This window comes from Dechloromonas hortensis (assembly GCF_009469765.1).
GTDB classification, from domain to species: Bacteria; Pseudomonadota; Gammaproteobacteria; order Burkholderiales; family Rhodocyclaceae; genus Azonexus; species Azonexus hortensis.
Genome location: NZ_SSSQ01000008.1, coordinates 165,789 through 186,560, shown reverse-complemented (window position 1 = coordinate 186,560; position 20,772 = coordinate 165,789). Strand labels below are relative to the sequence as shown.

At 62.5% G+C, this 20,772-nt stretch carries 16 protein-coding genes; 6 read left to right on the top strand and 10 right to left on the bottom strand.

Annotation, left to right across the window (positions count from 1 at the left end):
• Nucleotides 1–147: 147 nt before the first annotated feature.
• Nucleotides 148–600, top strand: coding sequence for a D-aminoacyl-tRNA deacylase (dtd, locus tag GH663_RS14150; protein WP_153132361.1), 453 nt, complete (start codon nt 148–150; stop codon nt 598–600).
• Nucleotides 601–618: 18 nt separating this feature from the next.
• Here the strand turns inward: dtd and GH663_RS14145 are convergent, their stop codons facing one another.
• From GH663_RS14145 to gshA, 6 genes are all read right to left on the bottom strand, one after another.
• On the bottom strand, nt 619–1,443 hold the full coding sequence (locus tag GH663_RS14145; RefSeq protein WP_439329184.1) for an SIR2 family NAD-dependent protein deacylase: 825 nt from the start codon (nt 1,441–1,443) through the stop codon (nt 619–621).
• 52 nt (nt 1,444–1,495) lie between these two features.
• Complete coding sequence (locus GH663_RS14140) at nt 1,496–2,632, bottom strand: response regulator (protein ID WP_153132359.1); 1,137 nt, start codon at nt 2,630–2,632, stop codon at nt 1,496–1,498.
• 13 nt (nt 2,633–2,645) lie between these two features.
• The gene (locus GH663_RS14135) at nt 2,646–6,971 is read right to left on the bottom strand and encodes a response regulator (RefSeq protein WP_153132358.1); all 4,326 of its coding nucleotides are present in this window, start codon (nt 6,969–6,971) and stop codon (nt 2,646–2,648) included.
• A 124-nt stretch (nt 6,972–7,095) separates the two neighbouring features.
• Nucleotides 7,096–8,124 (bottom strand): FAD:protein FMN transferase, encoded by a 1,029-nt coding sequence (locus GH663_RS14130; protein ID WP_153132357.1) that lies wholly within the window; start codon nt 8,122–8,124, stop codon nt 7,096–7,098.
• Nucleotides 8,109–9,134 carry a glutathione synthase gene (gshB, locus tag GH663_RS14125; RefSeq protein ID WP_246181588.1) on the bottom strand — a complete coding sequence of 342 codons (1,026 nt, stop codon included), beginning with the start codon at nt 9,132–9,134 and terminating at the stop codon, nt 8,109–8,111. The genes GH663_RS14130 and gshB overlap by 16 nt, the downstream gene beginning before the upstream one ends.
• A gap of 8 nt (nt 9,135–9,142) precedes the next feature.
• Nucleotides 9,143–10,429: a glutamate--cysteine ligase gene (gene gshA / locus GH663_RS14120; protein ID WP_066885043.1), complete on the bottom strand. Its 1,287-nt coding sequence runs from the start codon at nt 10,427–10,429 to the stop codon at nt 9,143–9,145.
• A 147-nt stretch (nt 10,430–10,576) separates the two neighbouring features.
• Between gshA and GH663_RS14115 the strand changes: the two genes are divergently transcribed.
• Entirely contained in the window at nt 10,577–12,199 is a 1,623-nt protein-coding gene (locus tag GH663_RS14115) for an ABC-F family ATPase (protein ID WP_153132356.1), read from the top strand.
• 93 nt (nt 12,200–12,292) lie between these two features.
• Here the strand turns inward: GH663_RS14115 and GH663_RS14110 are convergent, their stop codons facing one another.
• Nucleotides 12,293–12,763, bottom strand: a complete 471-nt coding sequence (locus tag GH663_RS14110; protein ID WP_153132355.1) for an SRPBCC family protein — start codon at nt 12,761–12,763, stop codon at nt 12,293–12,295.
• A gap of 23 nt (nt 12,764–12,786) precedes the next feature.
• On the opposite strand from GH663_RS14110, the gene GH663_RS14105 reads away from it, so the two are divergent.
• On the top strand, nt 12,787–13,494 hold the full coding sequence (locus GH663_RS14105) for a 16S rRNA pseudouridine(516) synthase (protein ID WP_153132354.1): 708 nt from the start codon (nt 12,787–12,789) through the stop codon (nt 13,492–13,494).
• Nucleotides 13,491–14,405: a hydrogen peroxide-inducible genes activator gene (locus tag GH663_RS14100; RefSeq protein ID WP_153132353.1), complete on the top strand. Its 915-nt coding sequence runs from the start codon at nt 13,491–13,493 to the stop codon at nt 14,403–14,405. The genes GH663_RS14105 and GH663_RS14100 overlap by 4 nt, the downstream gene beginning before the upstream one ends.
• Nucleotides 14,406–14,468: 63 nt before the next feature.
• Here the strand turns inward: GH663_RS14100 and GH663_RS14095 are convergent, their stop codons facing one another.
• From GH663_RS14095 to GH663_RS14085, 3 genes are all read right to left on the bottom strand, one after another.
• Nucleotides 14,469–16,991, bottom strand: coding sequence for a DNA topoisomerase III (locus GH663_RS14095; RefSeq protein ID WP_153132352.1), 2,523 nt, complete (start codon nt 16,989–16,991; stop codon nt 14,469–14,471).
• A 79-nt stretch (nt 16,992–17,070) separates the two neighbouring features.
• Nucleotides 17,071–18,147 carry a DNA-processing protein DprA gene (gene dprA, locus GH663_RS14090; protein ID WP_153132351.1) on the bottom strand — a complete coding sequence of 359 codons (1,077 nt, stop codon included), beginning with the start codon at nt 18,145–18,147 and terminating at the stop codon, nt 17,071–17,073.
• On the bottom strand, nt 18,144–19,181 hold the full coding sequence (locus GH663_RS14085; RefSeq protein WP_153132350.1) for a LysM peptidoglycan-binding domain-containing protein: 1,038 nt from the start codon (nt 19,179–19,181) through the stop codon (nt 18,144–18,146). Before GH663_RS14085 ends, dprA begins: the two co-directional genes overlap by 4 nt.
• A 142-nt stretch (nt 19,182–19,323) precedes the next feature.
• On the opposite strand from GH663_RS14085, the gene def reads away from it, so the two are divergent.
• Both def and fmt read left to right on the top strand, forming a co-directional pair.
• Complete coding sequence (gene def, locus GH663_RS14080; RefSeq protein WP_066885019.1) at nt 19,324–19,827, top strand: peptide deformylase; 504 nt, start codon at nt 19,324–19,326, stop codon at nt 19,825–19,827.
• The gene (gene fmt / locus GH663_RS14075; protein WP_153132349.1) at nt 19,824–20,747 is read left to right on the top strand and encodes a methionyl-tRNA formyltransferase; all 924 of its coding nucleotides are present in this window, start codon (nt 19,824–19,826) and stop codon (nt 20,745–20,747) included. Before def ends, fmt begins: the two co-directional genes overlap by 4 nt.
• The last annotated feature ends 25 nt before the right edge of the window (nt 20,748–20,772 follow it).

The following is a 20,772-nucleotide window of genomic DNA, read 5'->3' as shown; positions in this document are numbered from 1 at the left end:
GGACCGTGAAACAGATGAGCGCCGATGATAGTGAGCTTCCGCTCGCGAAAGTAGGTCACCGCCAGGCTCCCATTCCCAAAAGCCCCTTCTGCAACAGCAGACGGGGCTTTCGGCTTTTGTAAATACCAAACTGCTGGAGGTGTGCTTATGCGGGTCGTGGTTCAGCGTGTGCTTGAGGCGGCAGTGGCAGTCGACGGTCGAGTCAGCGGCCAAATTGGCCCCGGCTTGCTGGTGCTGGCCGGTTTCGAGGCGGATGACGATTGCGCTGATCTTGACTGGATGGCCGGTAAGCTGGTGCGACTCAGGCTGTTTGGCGATGCGGACGGCGTCATGAATCGCAGTGTGCAGGAAGCCGGCGGCGAGATTCTGGCGGTTTCGCAATTTACCTTGTATGCCTCGGTACGCAAGGGGAACCGGCCGTCATGGAGCCGAGCGGCGCGGGGTGAGGTGTCGCAGCCGCTGTTCGAGCATTTTGTCGAAAAGCTGGCGGCCGAACTCGGCAAGCCGGTGCCGACCGGCGTCTTTGGCGCCGATATGAAGGTCAGCTTGGTCAATGATGGCCCGGTCACCCTGACGATCGATTCGCGGGTGCCTGAGTAAAGCGCTGAAAAAAGCTCCTTAATCGCGCCGGCAGGCCTCGTAGAGGCGGGATATGCCGTCCAGCGCGCCGAGTGGCAGGGCAAGTTGCTGTTTCCTGGGATCGATTTCCGGCTCGGCAGGGTTAATGCGGATCAGTCGGCCGCCGGTATTTTCGGAAAAATGACGGACGGTCGGGATGTGCCCGCCGGCGCCGATTTCGATGCAAACCAGCCGGTCGACCGCCGCCATCCATTGTTCAAGACGCTGGTATTGCAGCATCGTCCGCCGCGCTATCCACTCCCCGTCACCAAACATCAGGATATTCGGGCGGGCCAGCTGGCCACAGTGCGGGCAGTGGGGTAATTCGCCGAGCAGCTGGCAGTGCTCGTGATCGACCCGCGGCTGAAAATCGGCAGCGGACCAGATCCGCTCGGTGCAGCCGACGCTGCATTGCAGGTGATGGATGGAGCCGTGAATCTCACAGATACGCTGCTCGCTGAAGCCGGCCTTCTGGAATTGGCCATCGACATTGCTGGTGAACACCCAGCAGCCGTGGGCCATCCGTTGCCCCATTCCTTGCAGTAGTCCAAAGCCGGCGTGCGGTACGGTTTGCCGGTAGAGTTCTAGGCGGTGGCCATAGAAGCCCCAGGCCTGCCGCGGATCATTGCGGAAGGCCGCCGGGTTGGCGATGCTCTCGAAGGGAATCCGGGCTTGGCCAAGTGCCGGGTAGACGGCCCAGAAGCCACCGGGACCGCGAAAGTCGGGTAGTCCGGAATCGATGCCGATACCGGCGCCGGCGGTAATTAGCAGGCCATCTGCTTCGGCCAGCCAAGCGGCGGCCTGTTCTAGGTCAGCGCTGCTCACCAAGGGACAAAGCCCTGCGGTCGACGGGCTGGAAACGGCAAAAATGCTCCGCCTACTCGGCCGCCTTCGGGCTGGTCAGGATGCCGGGGTAGCCCGGCGGCGTGTTCTGGTGGGTGTAGATTTCCTTGATCTGGAATTCCAGATCGGTCAGCGCGCCGTATTCGTCGGCGTAGATTTCCTTGACGCGGAGGATTTCCGGCAGGGCCAGCTTGAAGGCTTTCATCAGGGCCGGATCGAAATGGCGGCCGCTTTCGGCGTCCATCAGGCCGAGCGAGTGCTCGACGGGAAAGGCCTGCTTGTAGGGGCGGACGGAAACGAGGGCATCGAAGACATCGGCGATGGCGACGATGCGTCCTTCGAGCGGAATGTTTTCACCCTTGAGGCCCTGCGGATAGCCCGTGCCATCCCACTTTTCGTGATGGGTCAGGGCGATGACACGTGCCGTTTCGAGCAACTCGTTTTCATGCTTGCCGATGATTTCGGCCCCCATGATCGGGTGCTGGTGCATGACCTTCCACTCATCGGCATCGAGTTTGCCGGGTTTGAGCAGGATGGCGTCAGGGATGCCGATCTTGCCGATATCGTGCATCGGTGCAGTGTTGAAGATGGTGTCGGCGTATTCCGGACCCAGACCATGGGCTTCGGCGATCAGGCGGGCGTAATGGCTCATGCGCAGCACGTGGTTGCCGGTTTCGTTGTCCTTGAATTCGGCGGCGCGACCAAGCCGGCGGATGATCTGCTGGCGGGTCGTCAGCAGTTCCTGGGTGCGCTGGTGCACCATGCGCTCTAGTTCCCTGGTCTGGTCGTAGAGGGCGAGGTGGGTGCGGACGCGGGCGCGGACGATGGGCGGACTGATTGGCTTGGTGATGTAGTCGACGGCGCCCAGTTCGAGGCCCAGTTGCTCGTCTTCGGTGGTGCTCATGGCGGTGACGAAGATGATCGGTATGCGTCGGCGATCGGGATTGGCTTTCAGGCGGCGGCAGATTTCCAGGCCGCTGAGGCCGGGCATCATGATGTCGAGCAGGATCAGGTCGGGCGGTTCGTCTGAATAGACGATTTTCAGCGCCTTTTCGCCGGAGGTGGCGACCCGGATACGATAGTCCTCGCACAGAACCTCGGTCAGCAGGTCGATATTTTCCGGTGTGTCATCGACGACGAGAATGCTTTGTTTGGGTAGCAGCGAGGACATGGCAACTCCGGTTCTAGACGGGCTTCAGCCCGATGGATAGTTCGTCGGCAATCTGGTGCAGCGTTTGCAGCGCATTCTCAAAGTCATAGCGGCTGATTTCCCGAGACAGCCGATCGACCATTTCCGAGCTTACTTGCTGCCGTAACCAGCCCTGCATTTCGTCCAACTGGCGGGCGGCCGTCGCATCATCATTATCCATAAGCTGTTGCAGGCGGAATAGAGCCTGGCGCTGATAATTACTGTCCGGTTGTACTGCGACGACGGCGGCCGGCTCGGTCGGCGGGGCCTGTTCGGCCAGGGCAAGGACCGGGCCGAGGGCCAGCGCCAGTTCGTCGAGCAGGGCCTGGCGCTCGGCCGACTGGCTCAGGCTGTGCTGCTTGAGCCAGCTTTCAAGGCGGCCGGCGATGCTGGCCAGTTGCTCGGCCCCAATGTTGCCGGCCAGGCCGCGCAGCGTGTGGGCGAGCAGAATCATGCTGGCCGGATCGTTGGCGAGTTGCGCTGCCTGCAGTTGGGCGATGACGTCGCGCTGGTTTTCGCTGAAGCGGCGGAGCAGGCGCCGGAAGAGCTCGCGATTGCCGCCGAGACGGGCCAGGGCGGCGCTTTCGTTGAGCTCGGTTGCGGGCGCTGACTGGCCGGCGGTGGCCGGCTCGGCCCTGGCTCTGCCTTCCTTGCTCAGCCAGCGGGCCAGCGTGGCGTAAAGCTGGGCAACATCGATCGGCTTGGCGATATGGTCGTTCATGCCGACGGCCAGGCATTGACTGCGGTCGCTGGGTAGCGCGTTGGCGGTCATGGCGATGATTGGCAAATTGGCCAACGGCGCTTCCGCCCGCATTAGGCGGGTTGCTTCATAGCCATCCATGACCGGCATGTGGCAATCCATCAGGACCAGGTCATAACGGTTTTGCCGAGCCAGATTGAGCGCTTCCTGACCGTTGACCGCAACATCGACCCTGAAACCGACGACGGTGAGCATTTCCTCGGCCAGTTCGCGATTGACATCGTTGTCCTCGACCAGCAGCAGGTGTCGTCCGCTGAAGTCGATGCCGGTCATCGTCGGACTCTGGAAAATCGGCTGTAGCTGGCGAGTGCCGCTGTGCAGGGCTTCGATGACGCTATCAAACAGCGAGGAGGGGGTTGCCGGCTTGGCCAGGATGCTGCCGACCGCTAGCTCGCCGAGACTGTTGGCGAGTTCCTCGTGGTCGTAGGCTGTCGTCATCAGGACTTTCTGACCAGGGCCGATCAGGCCGGCTCGATGCAACTGGCGCAGGGTTTCGATGCCGTCCATGCCGGGCATTTGCCAGTCGATGACGAGCAGGCCATAGGGTTCGCCGTGCTCGACTGCCCGCTGCATCTCGCTGAGCGCCGCCGGGCCGCTGTCGACTGTCCGGCAGTCGAGGCCGATGCTTTGCAGCATGTGGCGGAAAATTTCGCGGGCGCCGGCGCTGTCATCGACGATCAGGGTTGGCAGGTGGTCGGGCAGGCCGAGGTGGCGGGGGGCTTCGGCCGCCTCGGCGACGCGGCCGAAGCGGGCGGTGAAGTGGAAGCAGCTGCCGACTCCTGGCGTACTGTTGACGCCGATTTCGCCATCCATCAATTCGATGATCCGTTTGCAGATCGACAGGCCGAGGCCGGTGCCGCCATAGCGCCGGGTGGTCGAACTGTCGGCCTGGCTGAAAGCGGCGAAGACCTGTTGCTGCTGCGCTTCGCTCATGCCGATGCCGGTATCGGTGACCTCGAAACACAGCTTGATCTCGTCGGCCGTTTCGGCGAGCGGCTTGATGCTGACCGTGACCTCGCCCTGTTCGGTGAATTTCAGCGCATTGCCGACCAGATTGAGCAGGACTTGGCCGAGGCGCAGCGGGTCGCCGAGCAGTTGGTCCGGGACATTCGGGGCAACGTCGAAAAGTAGTTCGAGGCCGCGTTCGCGGGCCTTGAGCTGGCAGACGTCGGCCAGTTGCTGCAGGCTGGCGTCGAGGCGGAACGGGGCGCGTTCGAGCAGCATCTTGCCGGCGTCGATCTTCGACAGGTCGAGGATATCGTTGATGATGCCGAGCAAGCCCTTGGCGGCGCCATCGACCTTGCTCAGGTAGTTTTTCTGGCGGGCCGTTAGCTCGGTCTGCAAGGCGAGATGAGTCATGCCGATGATGGCGTTCATCGGTGTCCGGATTTCGTGGCTCATGTTGGCCAGGAAATCCGCCTTGGCGGCCGAGGCGGCTTCGGCCACCGCCCGGGCCCGCTCGGCCTCGCGCTCGGCATTTTTCAGCGGTGTGATATCGACGATGACGCCGATCAGGCCGCCGGGCTCGCCTTCGGTCGTGCGGAAACCGGTGACCGAGTACAGGGTGTCGTGCAGGCTGCCGTCCGCCGCCTGCAGCGCGACTTCGCGCGAGATGCGGCCGCATTCGGCGATGATGGCTTCGTCTTCGGCCTGGTAGGTGCGGCGGGCCTCTTCCGGCAGATAGTCGAGATCGAGCACCCGCTTGCCGACGAAATCGCTGCGGTCAACGCCGAAAAAGCGCTCATAAGCGCGATTGCAGCCGAGGAAACGGGTGTGCGGCCCCTTGTAGAAAATGGGGTTGGGAATGGTGTCGAGCAGGGCTTGCAGGAAGGCGAACTGGCGGATCAGTTCGGCCTCGATTTGGCGGCGGTCGGTAATGTCGAGGACGGTGACGAGCAGCGAATCGAGTTGGCCGCTGTCATTGCGCACGGCGGTCATCTGGACGTCGCCCCAGTGCGTTTCCCCGCCGGCGCCGAGAAACTCGAATTCGCTGCGCAAGTTGTCGAGCTGGCCTTCGGCCATGGCGGCCAGCGCGTCATCGAGACGCTGGCGCTCGGCCGGTGCCAGCAGTTGCGGCGCGGCCGGGTCGAGCAGCCGGTCGAGCGGATGGCCGACAAAGGCGGCAAAGGCGCGATTGATCAGCGTCGGTTTCTTGTCCGGGTCGAGACTGAGGATGCCGACCGCGGCGTTGTCGAAAATGGCCCTGAAAAAGGCCTCGCGTTTTTGCAGGGCTTCCTGGCTCTGGTGCAGGGCGTGCGTCCGCCGGGCGACCGATTGTTCGAGATCGCTGTTGATCTCCTGCAGCATGTTTTGCGACTCCAGCAATTGCTGGCGCATGTCGTCGAGCGAGGTGGCCAGTTGCTTGACCTCCTGCCAGGGGGCGCTGGTCGTTACCGGCTCGCTGAGTTGCAGATGGCCGATCCGTTCCGCCTGGCTGGCCAGTTCCTTCAGCGGGGCACCGAAATGTCGTGAAACGCGGATCGCTACCGCCATGCCGAGGGCGAGCGCGGCGAGGGTGATCAGCCCGAGGAGCAGGACGTCCTGCTGCGAAATCGGGACGAAATCGCGTTCCGGTGCGACGACGCCGAGCAGGATGCCGGTCGCATCGCCTTCGACCGGCCGGAACAGGGATCGCCAGCGGCCGTCGGGCCTTTCGAAGGCAGGCAGGACTTCGCCGGGGTTCGGATTACTTTGCCAGAGCTGAAAGCCGGCATCGAGCTCCGGGATGTCCAGTTCGGCCGGGGTTTTCATCAGGGCCCGGGAAACCGACTGGGCATCCTTGAAACGCGGATCGAGCGGCGGCGCGATCAGTCGGCCGTCCTTGAGCAGCAGGGCGGCCTTGCCATGGGCGCTCAGTGACATCTGGGTGGTGTAGGCGGCGATGTCGGCGAGCAGCACATCGTGGGCGATGATGTAGGTCGAGCCGTCGGCGGCCCGCCAGCGCATCGAGGCGGTGACGCCTGGGGCCTGCGAGGTGAAGAAAATGTAGGGTGCGGTCCAGTGCACCGCATGACTGGTGGTCAGGCTCATCGCCCCGGTAAACCAGGGACGCTGGCGGGCATCGTAGTCGCGCCGGCGCATCTCAACCTTGGCGATTTCCCGGTGCGCATTCCAGGTGATCCAGTAGGTCTGGTCACCCCATTCCGCCGGGTTGCTGATCCGGTTCAGCCAGTTGCCGTTTTCGTCGAGGCGCAGCGACAGTTCGCGGCCCGATTCGTGGGCCAGGATGATGGTGAGCATTTCATCGTGATTGCTCAGAATCGGGAAGAAGAACTCGTTGAAGCGCAGTAGCTGGGAATGATCGAGGCCGCCGTTCATGCCCCAGTTCTGGCTGGCCCGCAGCGTCGATTCGACGGTTTGCTGGAGGCGGATGAAACGGGCTTCGACCCGTTCGGCGGCCAGTCGCATCTGGCTATCGGCCAATCGGGAAACCGTCGGTTGGCCGACCAAGTAGTACTGGGCCAGGGCGAAAGCGCCCAGGGAAAAGAGGATCAGCAGCCCGATCCGCAGGACCAGACTGTTCGCAAACCCGGATTTGCGCAAGGAAATGCCGCGGAACATTGACTCCCCCTAATCGTTTGCCAACGGCTATCGCTTGCCGCTTCAGTGATACTGGTCGTTTATGCCATAAAACTGCTGCTTGGGGGGATGATTTGGCGCTGCCCGGCGCTAGACCGTGGCTGTTTTAGGGAATTGTAGTCAGCGCCGGCGCCTGGCCGATGAATTCAAGGCGTTGGCGCAGCGCTTCGGTGACAAAAATCCGATCGCTGCGGTCGACCCGCAAAACGAGGCCAATTTCGAGTTGCTTCGCCATCTCCCGCCAGCCGTCCGGGCCGGCGATGAAAATCGGCTTCGAACTGGCGTCGGACAGCGTGCCGGCTTTCGGTCCGGCCGGAATGAGCACGGTGACCGCCTGCGTCTGGTCGGCCGGGTAGCCGGTGCGTGGGTCGAGCAGGTGGGCATAGCGCTGGCCATCGACTTCGAAGAAGCGCTGGTAGTCGCCGGAGGTGCCGATCGCCTCACCGTCGTCGAGGGCGACGGTGGCCATCGGGCCGGGCTGGCGTGGGTGCTGGATGCCGACCCGCCATTTCTTGCCTTCCTTGCTACCGAGTGCCATGACGTTGCCGCCGATATTGATCAGCGCGTTGTTGATGCCCTGGGCGCGTAGGATGGCGGCGGCACGGTCGAGGGCGACGCCTTTCAGGTAACCGCCGAAGTCGAGGGCGACCTGGCGGTTGCGACTGCTGATCCGGTTGCCGTCGATGACGATGTCGGCAATCGACGGCTTTTTCGCCAGCCAGTCCTTGATCGCCGCCGCCGGGGGCAGTTCGGCCTTGAACTCGTCGGCCTGGAAACCCCAGAGCTTGATCAGCTGACCGATGCCCGGGTCGAACAGGTAATTGCCCTGCGCGCTGAGGGCTTGCGCCTCACCGACCAGCGCCGCCAGTTCAGGCGTCACGCTGAGCGGCTTACCGGCCGCGATGGCATCGTTGAGGGCGGTCAGTTCGGAGGTCTGCCAGGCGTGGTAGGCGCGGTGCAGGCGGTCGAATTCGCGCAGCACGGCGGCAATTGCCTGCCGGCCCTGTTCCGGTTCGGCGCTGACGACCAATACTTCGACCCGGGTGCCGAAAACGTAGGCCTGTTGTTCCTGCAAGGGCGTGCGACCGCAAGCGGCGAGCAGCGCCAGCGCGAGCAGGATCAGGCAATGCCGCATGCGTGTTCGAGGGCGGTGATGAAGGCACCGGCCGCGTCGAAACCAGTCTGTTGGCGGATTTCGACCATGCAGGTCGGGCTGGTGACGTTGATTTCGGTCAGGTGGCTGCCGATGACGTCGAGGCCGACCAGGAGCAGGCCGCGCTTGAACAGGATGGGGCCGAGGGCTTCGGCGATTTCCCGGTCGCGTGGCGACAGTTCCTGGGCGACGCCGGTACCGCCGACCGCCAGGTTGCCGCGTGTTTCACCGGCCTTGGGAATGCGTGCCAGGCAGAACGGCACCGGCTTGCCGGCAATGAGCAGGATGCGTTTGTCGCCGGCGCTGATCTCGGGCAGGTAACGCTGCGCCATCACGGTGCGCGCCCCGTCGTGGGTCAGCGTTTCGAGGATGACGTTGCGATTCGGGTCGTTGCGGTGGATGCGGAAGATCTGGCTGCCGCCCATGCCGTCGAGCGGCTTCAAGATGACGTCACGCTGTTCGTCGATGAAATGCTGCAGCTGGTGCGGGTCGCGGGCGACCAGCGTGGCCGGCGTGTAGTGGTCGAACTCGGTGATCGCCAGCTTTTCCGAATGGTCGCGCAGCGCCCGCGGCCGGTTGAAGACGCGGACGCCGTCAGCCTCGGCCCGTTCGAGCAGCCAGGTGGCGGTCAGGTATTCGAAATCGAAGGGCGGGTCCTTGCGCATGACGACCGCGTCGAAGGCCTTGAGCGGCAGCCATTCGCGGCGGGTTTCGCGGAACCAGTCATGGTCGTCCGGGCGCAGGTGCAGATGCACCGCCTCGCCGAAGACGCCGCCGGCATGATGGCCCGGCTCCGGCCGGCGCCAGCACAGCGTCGCGGCGTCGATGGCGTAGACGTCGTGGCCGTGCTTTTCGGCGGCACGCATCATCGCCACCGAGGAATCCTTCCAGGCCTTCAAATGGTCGAGCGGATCGAGTACGAAGGCGAGGCGCAGCGACTGGCTGCTGCCACCGAGCAGGTGCTTTTCGAAATGGAGTTGTTGGGTCGGCAAGGTCGTGTTCAGTCGTTTTCCGGCGCTGTGCGGTCGAGTTCGACGGCGGCGGCCAGGCAGGCCAGGCGACCGACCACGCCATAGGCGTAGAAGCGGTTGGGGGGCGAGTCCGGGTTGCCGCAGCGGTAATCCGGCAGGTTGCAGCCGGTATCGAAAGCGAGCGGCTCGAAGTGCATGCCCGGCGCGTTGAGGTTCTCGTCCTTGCCGCGCCCGGTATGTACGCGGTAGAAGCCGCCGACGACGTAGCGGTCGATCATGTAGATCACCGGTTCGGCGACCGCCTCGTTGAGCGTCTCGAAGGAATGGACGCCTTCCTGGATCAGCACCTCGGAGACTTCGAGGCCTTCCTTGACAACGCTCATCTTGTTGCGCTGCTTGCGGTTGAGGGCGATCACTTCGTCGGCATCGCGCACCGTCATCACCCCCATGCCGTAGGTCCCGGCGTCAGCCTTGACGACGACGTAGGGCGTCTCGTCGATGCCGTATTCCTTGTACTTTTCCTTGACGATGTCGAGCACGGCGGCGACGTTGGCGGCCAGGCATTCCTCGCCCTGGCGTTCATGGAAATTGATGCTGCGGCAGACCGAGAAGGCCGGGTTGATGCGCCAGGGATCGATGCCGATTTCCTTGGCGAAGTCGTTGGCAACCTGGTCGTAGGCGGCGAAGTGGTTGGACTTGCGGCGCACCGCCCAGCCGGCGTGCAGCGGCGGCAGTACGACCTGCTCGTGCAGGTTCTGCAGGATGGCCGGGATGCCGGCCGAGAGGTCGTTATTGAGCAGGATGGCGCAGGGCTCGAAGCCAGCGACGCCGAGCCGGTTGCCGTTGCGGACCAGCGGTTCGAGCAGCAGGCTCTGGCCGTTCGGCAGTTCGATCGGCGTCGGCTTGTCGATTTCCGGCAGCATCGAGCCGAGGCGGATGTTGAGGCCGGTCTGGCGCAGGATATCGACCAGTTGCGCGACGTTCTGCAGGTAGAACTGGTTGCGCGTGTGGTTTTCCGGAATCAGCAGCAGGCTGCGCGCTTCCGGACAGAATTTTTCGATGGCGCTCATCGCTGCCTGCACGCAGAGCGGCAGGAAGGCCGGATTGAGGTTGTTGAAGCCGCCCGGGAACAGGTTGGTGTCGACCGGGGCCAGCTTGAAGCCGGAGTTGCGCAGATCGCACGACGAGTAGAAGGGCGGCGTGTATTCCTGCCATTGGCCACGCAGCCAGTGTTCGATCTGGGGGCTGCTGTCGAGGAACTTGCGTTCGAGTTCGAGCAGGGGGCCGGTGAGGGCGGTTGTCAGGTGTGGAACCATGGTGCTGTATCTCAATCCCGAGGTTTTTCTTGTGGTCGCAAATCTTACACCGCAGTGCAGCAAAATGTTCCCTTGCTGCGGTCAACCCCTTGAAAACAGGTAAAATTCGGCCCTTCGTTTTACCGTTATTTTCAGATCGGAACCGCCGTGCTTGTCGCCGCCAATATCACCATGCAGTTTGGGGTCAAACCCCTGTTCGAGAACGTTAACGTCAAGTTTGGCGAAGGCTACCGCTATGGCCTGATCGGCGCCAACGGCGCCGGCAAGTCGACCTTCATGAAGATCCTCTGCGGGGCGCTTGAACCGTCGGCCGGCAATGTCTCGAAAGAGAAGCACGAGCGCATGGCCTATCTGAAACAGGACCAGTTCGCCTACGAAGACATGCGTGTCCTCGACGTCGTGATGATGGGCCACGAGGAACTGTGGGCGGCGATCCAGGAACGCGACGCGATTTACGCCAATCCGGAAGCGAGCGAAGACGACTACATGAAGGCCGCCGAGCTGGAAGGCAAGGTCGGTGAATACGACGGTTACACCGCCGAGTCGCGGGCCGGCGAACTGCTGCTCGGCGTCGGCATCCCGACCGAACAGCATGATGGCCCAATGAGCCAGGTGGCGCCCGGCTGGAAGCTGCGCGTGCTGCTCTGCCAGGCGCTGTTCGCCAATCCGGACATCCTGCTGCTCGACGAACCGACCAACAACCTCGACATCAATACCATCCGCTGGCTGGAAGACATCCTCAATGCCCGCGAGTCGACGATGATCATCATCTCGCACGACCGTCACTTCCTGAACCAGGTCTGTACCCACATGGCCGACCTGGACTACGGCAAGATCACCACCTATGCCGGCAACTACGACGACTTCATGGAAGCTGCCCAGGCCGCCCGCGAGCGCCAGCAGAACGCCAACGCCAAGGCCAAGGAACGGATCGCCGAGCTGCAGACCTTCGTCCGCCGCTTCTCGGCCAACGCCTCCAAGGCCAAGCAGGCGACCAGCCGCATGAAGCTGATCGACAAGCTGAAGCCGGAAGACGTCAAGCCGTCGTCGCGTCAGTACCCTTGGATCCGCTTCGACTACGACGAGAAGCAGAAGCTGCACCGCCAGGCCGTCGAGATCGAAAACCTCTCCTTCACCTACGAAGGCGGCGAGCGCAAGATCTTCAACGACCTGACGCTGACCATCAACGCCGGTGAAAAGATTGCGGTGATTGGTGAAAACGGCGTCGGCAAGACGACTTTCCTCAAGCTGCTGATGGGTGAAGTGACGCCGCAGTTCGGCACGATCAAATGGGCCGAAAAGGCCAATCCCGGTTACTACGCGCAGGACCACAGCGCCCAGTTCGCCGGTGAGCAGAGCCTGACCGAGTGGATCGCCGGTTATGCCCGCGCCACCATCGAAGATGGCGGCGACCTGGAAACCCTGATTCGCGGCACCCTGGGCCGCCTGCTGTTCTCCGGTGACGAGGTCAAGAAGCCGGTCAACGTCATTTCCGGTGGTGAGCAGGGCCGCATGTTGTTCGGCAAGCTGATGCTGTCAAAGCACAACGTGCTGATCATGGACGAGCCGACCAACCACCTCGACATGGAATCGATCGAAGCGCTGAACAGCGGCCTGGAAAAATTCCCCGGTACCCTGGTCTTCGTCTCGCACGACCGGGAGTTCGTCTCCTCGCTGTCCACCCGCGTCTTCGAAGTGAAGAGCGATGGCAAGATCATCGACTACCTTGGCGGTTACGAGGACTACCTGGCCAGCCAGGGCGTCAACTAAGCGAGAGCGGTTTTTGCCCGCTGGCGGGCGTCGACCGCAGCAGTCCCCAATAGGCCGGAGCGCAATGCGCTGCCGGCCTTTTTATTGCGCGGCTTACTGTGGATTGCCGCCGGCGGCGAGGGTGCGGATGATGCGGACGCAGTCGACGTCGGACTGGTGGTAGGCCGACTTGACGTACTCGATATAGGCCCGGTCTTCCGAATTCGGGTTGTTGGCCAGCGTTGTCTGATAGGCAAAGCGCAGGAACAGGAAAAACGGCTCCGGCTCCTCGATGGTGATGGTCAGGCTGCCGCCGGCATGGGCTTCGGAGGGCAGGATGTCGAAGCGGACCCAGTGCGCTTCGGCCAGCGTCACGCGGTCCTGGATTACGGCGGCGCCGAAATCGAGTTCGCGCAACAGTTCATTGCCTTGCCGCTCAAGAATGGTGCAGGCTTCGAGCCCGGGCAGGAAGGGCACGGGGTTCTCGACGCGATGCAGCAGCCCCTGCCAGAGCTGGTCGCGGTTCAGGGTATCGACCAGCGGGTTTTCCGGGTCGTTGATCTGGATAAGGTGTTCGAAATTCATGGTCGGATGTTAGCATTCTCGCCATGCAACTAGAACGTATCCTCCAGAAACACGGCTTCGGCACCCGCAAAGGCTGCCGTTCGCTTATCCGGCACGAACGTGTCGCCATCAATGGCCAGGTCTGCGACGACCCCTTTGCCGAAATCCCGACCGAAGGCCTGATCTTCTCGGTCGATGGGGTCGATTGGCCCTATCTTGAATATGCCTCGCTGATGCTCAACAAGCCGGTCGGCTACGAATGTTCGCGCAAGCCCAAGCATCATCAGGGCGTACTTGAATTGCTGCCGGTGCCATTGCGTGAGCGCGAGGTGCAGCCGATCGGCCGGCTCGACGAAGACACTACCGGCTTGCTGCTGATCACCAACGACGGCCAGTTGAATCACGCCTTGTCGTCGGCCAAGCGTAAGGTACCCAAGGTCTATCTGGCGACCACCAAGCACCCGCTCGATCAGGCGCAAATCGACCAGTTGCTGGCCGGCGTGCTGTTGAACGACGAGCCGGAACCGATCGTCGCGGCCGGTGCCGAAATTGCCGGTGCAAACCTGCTGCGCCTGACCGTGACCGAAGGCAAATACCATCAGGTCAAACGGATGGTCGCCGCGGTTGGCAACCGGGTCGAAGAACTGCATCGCGAGGCGGTCGGCGAACTGAGTCTGCCGGATGATCTGAAGCCCGGCGAATGGCGCTGGTTGACGCCGGCCGACCTGCAAAAGCTGGGTTACAGCGCATGACCCTGACTGAAATGCGCTACATCGTGGCACTTGCCCGGGAGCGCCATTTCGGCAAGGCGGCGGAGGCCTGCCATGTCAGCCAGCCGACCTTGTCGGTGGCCCTGAAAAAGGTTGAAGGCCAGCTTGGCGCGGCGCTTTTCGAGCGTACCGCCAGCGACGTGCGGATTACCGCCCTCGGCGAGCGGATCGTCGCCCAGGCCAAGCGGGTGCTCGATGAAGCGGTGCGCCTGGAAGAAATCGCCGGCTCAGCCGGCGACCCGATGAGCGGTCCGTTGCGCGTCGGTGTCATCTACACCATTGCGCCCTATCTGCTGCCGCAACTGATCCCGGCCCTCCATAAGGAAGCGCCGGCGATGCCGCTCTTCCTGAAGGAAGACTTCACCGCCAACCTGATTCCGGCCTTGAAAGCAGGGGAGCTCGACATTATCGTCATTGCGCTGCCCTTCGCCGAAGCCGGGCTGGTGGCGCAGCCGGTATACGAGGAGCCGTTCCGTGTCGTCATACCGGCTAGTCATCCCTGGGTCAGTCGGCCCGATGTCGATGCCGATGAACTGGATGGTCAGCACTTGCTATTGCTCGGTCAGGGCAACTGCTTCCGTGATCAGGTGTTGGAATCCTGTCCGCGTCTGACGGCACCCGATGCGCTGGCCGATTCACTCGAAGGCAGTTCGCTGGAAACCATTCGCTACATGGTGGCGAGCGGTGCCGGCGTCGCGGTGATGCCAAGCACGGCGGCCGATCCGCTGATCGACAAGGAGCCGCTCGTCAAGGTGTTGCCCTTTGCCGGCCAGCAGCCGTCGCGTACGGTCGGCCTGGTCTGGCGAGTGACTTTCCCGCGGCCGCAGGCGATCGATGCGGTGCGGGCGGCCTTGTTGTCCTGCCAGTTGCCGGGGGCTACTGCCCGGCGCTGAGGTTTCACGTGAAACGCCAGTCCCTGTTCGGGGACAAGAAAAAGGGGCCGTCGGCCCCTTTTCTTATTCTGCTTCGGCCGCCTTCTTCTTGGCCGGCGCCTTGGGTTTGGCGACCTTTTTCTCGAACTCGAAGCCGACCTTGCCATCCTTGGCCACCAAATAGGCCGAGAACTTGCGGCGTGTGCGGTTGGAGACAAACTCCTTCAGCAGGTCAGTCTTGCCGTCGTTGAGCAATTTCTGCATCTGGGCCGGATCGATCGGCTGTTGCAGGATGATCTTACCGGAGCGGAAATCGCAACTCTTGTCCGGGCCGACCGATTTTTCGCAGACGTACGACGTGCCGTGGTCGTAGACGTTGCCGGTGCATTTCGGACACTTGCCGAGGCTGGTCTGCCCCGAGAAGTCCACCGGCTCGCTGTTTGCTTCGTCGGCCTTGTCCTGGCCAAAGTCGAATTCAGGCAGCTTTTCGTCGTTGAGCTTGATCGCGGCAGCGAAGGTGCGCCCCATCTTGTTGCGGAAACCGGTCAGCGGGCCGATCTGGCCTTCGTTGATCAGGGTGTCGATTTCGGCCGGTTCGAACTGGCGGCCGGCGACGATCTTCCACAGCGAGTAATCGCAGCCGCCGCACTGGAATTTCTTGTAGGTTTCGCGAATCTCGCCGCCGCAACGTGGGCACTTGGCGGTCAACACACCGAAATCGCCAGGAATGGTGTCGCTGTCGAAAGTCTTGGCCCGTTCGACCATGTGCCGGGTCATCTCGGCAATTTCGCGCATGAATTCGTCGCGCGTGAATTCGCCTTTTTCGATGCGGCCGAGCTTCCATTCCCAGTCGCCGGTCAGTTCCGGCTGGGTCAGTTCGTTGATGCCGAGGCCGTTCAATAGCGTCATCAGCGAGAAGGCCTTGGCGGTCGGAATCAGCTCGCGGCCTTCGCGCAGCATGTACTGTTCGCCGATCAGGTTTTCGATGATCTGGGCGCGCGTCGCCGGGGTGCCGAGACCGCGGCCGGCCATCGCCGCCTTCAGTTCCTCGTCGTCGACCATCTTGCCGGCGCCTTCCATGGCGGAGAGCAGGGTGGCTTCCGAATAGCGCGGCGGCGGCTTGGTTTCGTTGGCCTTGACCGTGACTTCTTCGGTTTTGACCTTTTCATCCTTGTCGACCGCAACCAGGTTGCCTTCGGTGCCTTCCTGGCCTTCCTTGCCATGCACGGCCAGCCAGCCCGGATTGACCAGAACCTTGCCCTCGGTCTTGAAGGGATGGCCTTCGACGCGGGTGATGCGGGTGGTCACCATGTACTCGGCGGCCGGGAAGAAGACGGACAGGAAGCGACGGACGACGAAGTCGTAGAGTTTCTGCTCGACCTCGTTGAGGTTCTTTGGGGCCTGCGGCGTCGGGATGATCGCGAAGTGGTCGCTGATCTTGGCGTTGTTGAAGATGCGCTTGTTGGGCAACACCCAGTTACGGGCAAGAATCTGGTGGGCAAACGGCGAGTAGCGGGCCAACAGCACTTCATCGTGACCCTTGCCGGCACCTTCGCCGGTCAGGATGGTCAGGGTTTCCTTGACCGTCGGCAGGTAATCTTCCGGCAGGCAGCGCGAGTCGGTCCGCGGATAGGTCAGCACCTTGTGCTTTTCGTAGAGCGCTTGGGCGATCGACAGTGTGGTCTTCGCCGAGAAGCCGAAGCGAGCGTTCGCTTCGCGCTGCAGGCTGGTCAAGTCGAAGAGCAGCGGCGACAGGCGAGTTTCCGGCTTGGCTTCCTCGCTGACGATGCCGGGCTTGCCGAGCGTCGCAGCACGGATCGCGTCGGCCCTGGTTTTTTCCCACAGGCGGTCGGCACGGGCGTGTTCGTCGTCTTCCTTCTTGAAGCCTTCATCGAACCATTTGCCGGCGTACTCGCCGGCCTTGGCAGCAAAACTGGCTTCAACTTCCCAGTAGTCGCGTGGTTTGAATTCGCGGATTTTCTTTTCACGTTCGACGACGATGGCCAGCGTCGGCGTTTGTACGCGGCCGACGGTGGTCAGGTGGAAACCACCGGTCTTCGAGTTGAAGGCTGTCATCGCCCGCGTGCCGTTGATGCCGACCAGCCAGTCGGATTCTGAACGGCAGACGGCGGCATCACCGAGGCCCTGCATTTCCTGACCATTGCGCAGGCGCGAGAAACCGTCGCGGATGGCGCCCTGGGTCATCGATTGCAGCCACAGGCGCTGGATTGGTTTGGTGGTCTTCGAGTGTTGCGCGATGTAATTGAAGATCAATTCGCCTTCGCGCCCCGCGTCACAGGCGTTGATCAGGGCTTCGACATCCTTGCGCTTGATCAGCTTGTTGAGCACCTTGAGGCGGGACTCGGTCTTTTCGATCGGCTTCAGCGCAAAGTGCGGCGGAATGACCGGCAGATGGGCAAAGGACCACTTGCCGCGCTTGACCTCGAATTCTTCGGGGCAGGATAGTTCGAGCAGATGGCCGACGGCCGACGAGATAACGTGCGTGTCGCTTTCGAAATAGTCGTCGTGCTTGGTAAACCCCCCCAGCGCCTTGGCGATGTCGGCGGCGACGGAAGGTTTTTCAGCGATGATTAGCTTTTTGGTCATGGGTTCTGCCTGATGAGTGCCGGGGCATGATAAGTGCCCGGCGAGCGGCTTGGCAAGCCATCTATATATATGCAGCGATTTAGTTCAGTCGCTGGTAGCGGTTGCCGGGCAAGGTCGCAACCAGGCCGGCCAATTCCAGGGTGAGCAGTTCGGTGAGCAAATGCTCGATGCTCAGTCGGCTGCGTTCGAGCAGATCGTCCAGGCTGCATGGATCGTGGCCGAGGGCGGCAAGCAGCACATTTTCTTCGGTAGCGGCTGCCGGCAAGGTGACCGTGACAGGCTCGGCAATATTGCCGAGTTCTTCCAGGACATCCATCGCCGTTTCGACCAGCTTGGCGCCCTGTTTGATTAATTTGTGGCAACCACGGGCGACCGGCGAATGAATCGAACCGGGAATGGCGAATACTTCGCGCCCTTGCTCGCCGGCCAGGCGCGCGGTGATCAGCGAGCCGCTTTCCGGAGCGGCCTCGACCACCAGGACGCCGCAGGAGAGGCCCGAGATGATGCGGTTGCGACGCGGAAAGTTGGCAGCGATGGCCGGGGTGCCGAGCGGGAATTCGGAAACGATGGCACCTTGGTCGGCAATCGCCATCGCCAACTCCTTGTTGCGAGCCGGGTAAAGACGGTCGGCCCCGGTGCCGATGACGGCGATGGTATTGCCGCCAGCCGCCAGCGCGCCGCGATGGGCAGCGGCATCAATGCCGAGGGCCAGGCCGCTGATGATGCTCAATCCCTTGCCGGCCAGTGCCTTGGCGAAACTTTCGGCAGTTTGCAGGCCCTGCGGTGTTGCATTGCGGCTACCGACCATGGCCAGGCCCCGCTGCTGGAGCAAGGCAGCGTTGCCTCGGACGTAAAGGACACTGGGTGGATCGGCGATTTCGAGCAGGGTGCGTGGGTAGGCCGCGTCGGCCAAGGTCAGGATGTGCTGGTCGGGTTGGCTGGCCCACGCCAGGCTGCGGTCGACGGCCTCGGAGGGGTCAAAATCGAATAGTAAATCGGCCCGGTTGCCGATGACGCTGCGGGCGGCCAAGCGGCCAGCGGAGAAAACGGCCTCGGGTAAACCGAAAGCGGCGAGAAGCTTTCTTTGCGTCTCGCCGCCAATGCCGGGAATCAGGGTCAGCCGCAGCCAGGCGGCCAAGCCTTCAAGGTTGTTCATGGATTCCGGGCAGAGTCGCCGACAATTACCGACTTCGAGGATTCGACGACCAGCGCATAGGCGACTCGGTCGAAGACGCGGAAGACAAAGGCCAGCGCGTAACGTTCTTCCGGAATCGGCGTCGAGACGCGGCGTCCTTTTTCGTCAAAGCCCAGCGAAACCCGGTTGCGGAAGAGGGCGACGACATGGCCGACTTCGAGGCCGTCGTTGCGGCCCCGGTTGAAGGTGACAACCGAGCCTTTGCCACCTTCGTTGACGCCGCCGTAGATCGACATCACCTTGGCGGCGACCTCTTGTTCCGGGCGGTGCGGCGCGTAGGCGATGATATTGGCCGGCGGGGTCGGCAGCAGACGGTCGCCGCGGCCGATCTCTTCCTTGGCCAGGACGATGCGGACCACTGCTGGCTCACCAGGCTGGACCAGCTTGGCATTGCCGAGGAAGAAGGCCTCATGGCCGAGCACTTCGCCGGTTTCCGGATCTTTCAGCGGCTTGCCCGGACGGAAGATGCTCCAGTTGACGACGCTGGCATCGTTAATGCCGGTCACAAAGGCGACGTCGCCATTGCCCATGAATGTGCGGTCTTCCTGCGAGGCGACGACGCGGGCGATGCCATCGTGGGCACCGGGTTCGATGACCAGCGGCTGCGACAGGAAGGCTTCGATGATATTGGGTGGAATGCTCGGGATGACCTGCTGTACGGCTTCGCTGTGTACCTGCGGTTGCAGCTTGCCGGTACCACCGCCCGATTTGATGGACTTGCCGATGCGCAGGCGCGGGGTCGCGCCGGAACGGTCGAGAATGACGACGTCACCCGGGTAGATCAGGTGCGGATTCTTGATTTCGGCCTTGTTCATCTGCCAGATTTCCGGCCAGCGCCAAGGCTGCTGCAGGAATTTTCCGGAAATGGCCCACAGGGTGTCGCCGGGAACAACGATATGGCGGTCGGGCGGGTTGTCCACAAGCTTGAGCGGCTCTTGAGCGGATGCGCAGACGGCCGTCACGGCCAGGATGAGCGCGGATATAATGCGAACCATAGTCGTAACCTCTCGTGCCGCTGGAACAAGGTGCGAATAACGCTGTCTGAGCAGCATCCGGCAACCCGCTCCAAATCTCGGGAATTGCTTGAGATTCTGCACGTAATAACCTAATCGAGCAAGCTTTTCCTCCTTTTACCATATGGCACTTCTACCCATTTTGCGTTTCCCCGATGTCCGTCTGAAAAAAGTCGCGGCACCGGTTTCAAATATTGACGAAAGCATCCGTAAATTGGTCGCCGACATGGCGGAAACCATGTACGAAGCGCCCGGTATCGGCTTGGCTGCGACGCAGGTCGATGTCCATAAGCAGGTGGTGGTGATCGACATTTCGGAAGAGAAGAACGATCTGCGCGTTTTCATCAATCCACGCCTGGAAAACCACGATGGCAGCCAGACCGGCGAGGAGGGCTGCCTGTCGGTACCCGGCATCTACGACAAGGTCGAGCGTGCCGAGCGGGTCACCGTGCATTACCTCGATCTCGACGGCAAGCCGCAGTCGCTGGCAGCCGACGGTTTGCTCGCCGTCTGTATCCAGCATGAACTGGATCACCTGAATGGCATGGTCTTTGTCGATCATTTGTCGCAACTGAAACAGGCGCGCATCAAGAACAAGCTGGCCAAGCAGGCGCGCGTCACCGCATGAAGCTGATCTTTGCGGGAACCCCGGAGTTTGCCGCGCAAGCTCTGCAGGCGATTATCGACGCCGGTCACCAGGTGGCGCTGGTCCTGACCCAGCCGGATCGTCCGGCCGGGCGGGGCATGAGCCTTCAGCCGTCGCCGGTCAAGAAGCTGGCGCTGGAACATGGCATCGAAGTTTTTCAGCCGCTGACGCTGAAAGAGACCGTGGCCCAGGAGAAGATCGCGGCCGTCGGTGCCGAGGTCATGGTGGTGGCGGCTTACGGCCTGATCCTGCCGCAAGTCGTACTCGACCTGCCGCGCTTCGGTTGCATCAACATCCATGCCTCATTGTTGCCGCGCTGGCGCGGGGCGGCGCCGATTCAGCGCGCCTTGCTGGCCGGTGATGCCGAAACCGGTGTCTGCATCATGCAGATGGAGGCCGGGCTGGATACCGGTCCGGTGCTGTTGCGCGGCGCCTTCCCGATTGAAGCCGCCGATACAACGGCGACGCTGCACGACCGTCTGGCCGAACTGGGTGGCCGGCTGGTTGTCGAGGCCTTGGCCAAATTGCCACTGCCGGCTGAAACGCAGCCGGTGGCGGGCGTCACCTACGCGTCCAAGATCGAAAAGGCCGAGGCGCTGATCGACTGGTCGAAAAGCGCGGCCGAACTGGATCGCCATATCCGTGCTTTCAATCCCTTTCCCGGCGCGCAGGCCTTGCTTGGCGGGCAGACCGTCAAGTTGTGGCAGGCCAGCCCGGTGGCCGGGCAGGGTGAAATTGGCCGGATTCTGGCGGTCGACCGCAGCAGTATCGTCATTGCTTGCGGTGATGGCGCCCTGGCGGTCAGCGAATTGCAGAAAGCCGGTGGCAAGCGCCTGCCGGTGCAGCAATTTCTCGCCGGCAACCCGCTGAAGGTCGGCGACCGTTTCGATATTGCTGCTTGAATTCTGCCGGACTGCCAATAGTTAA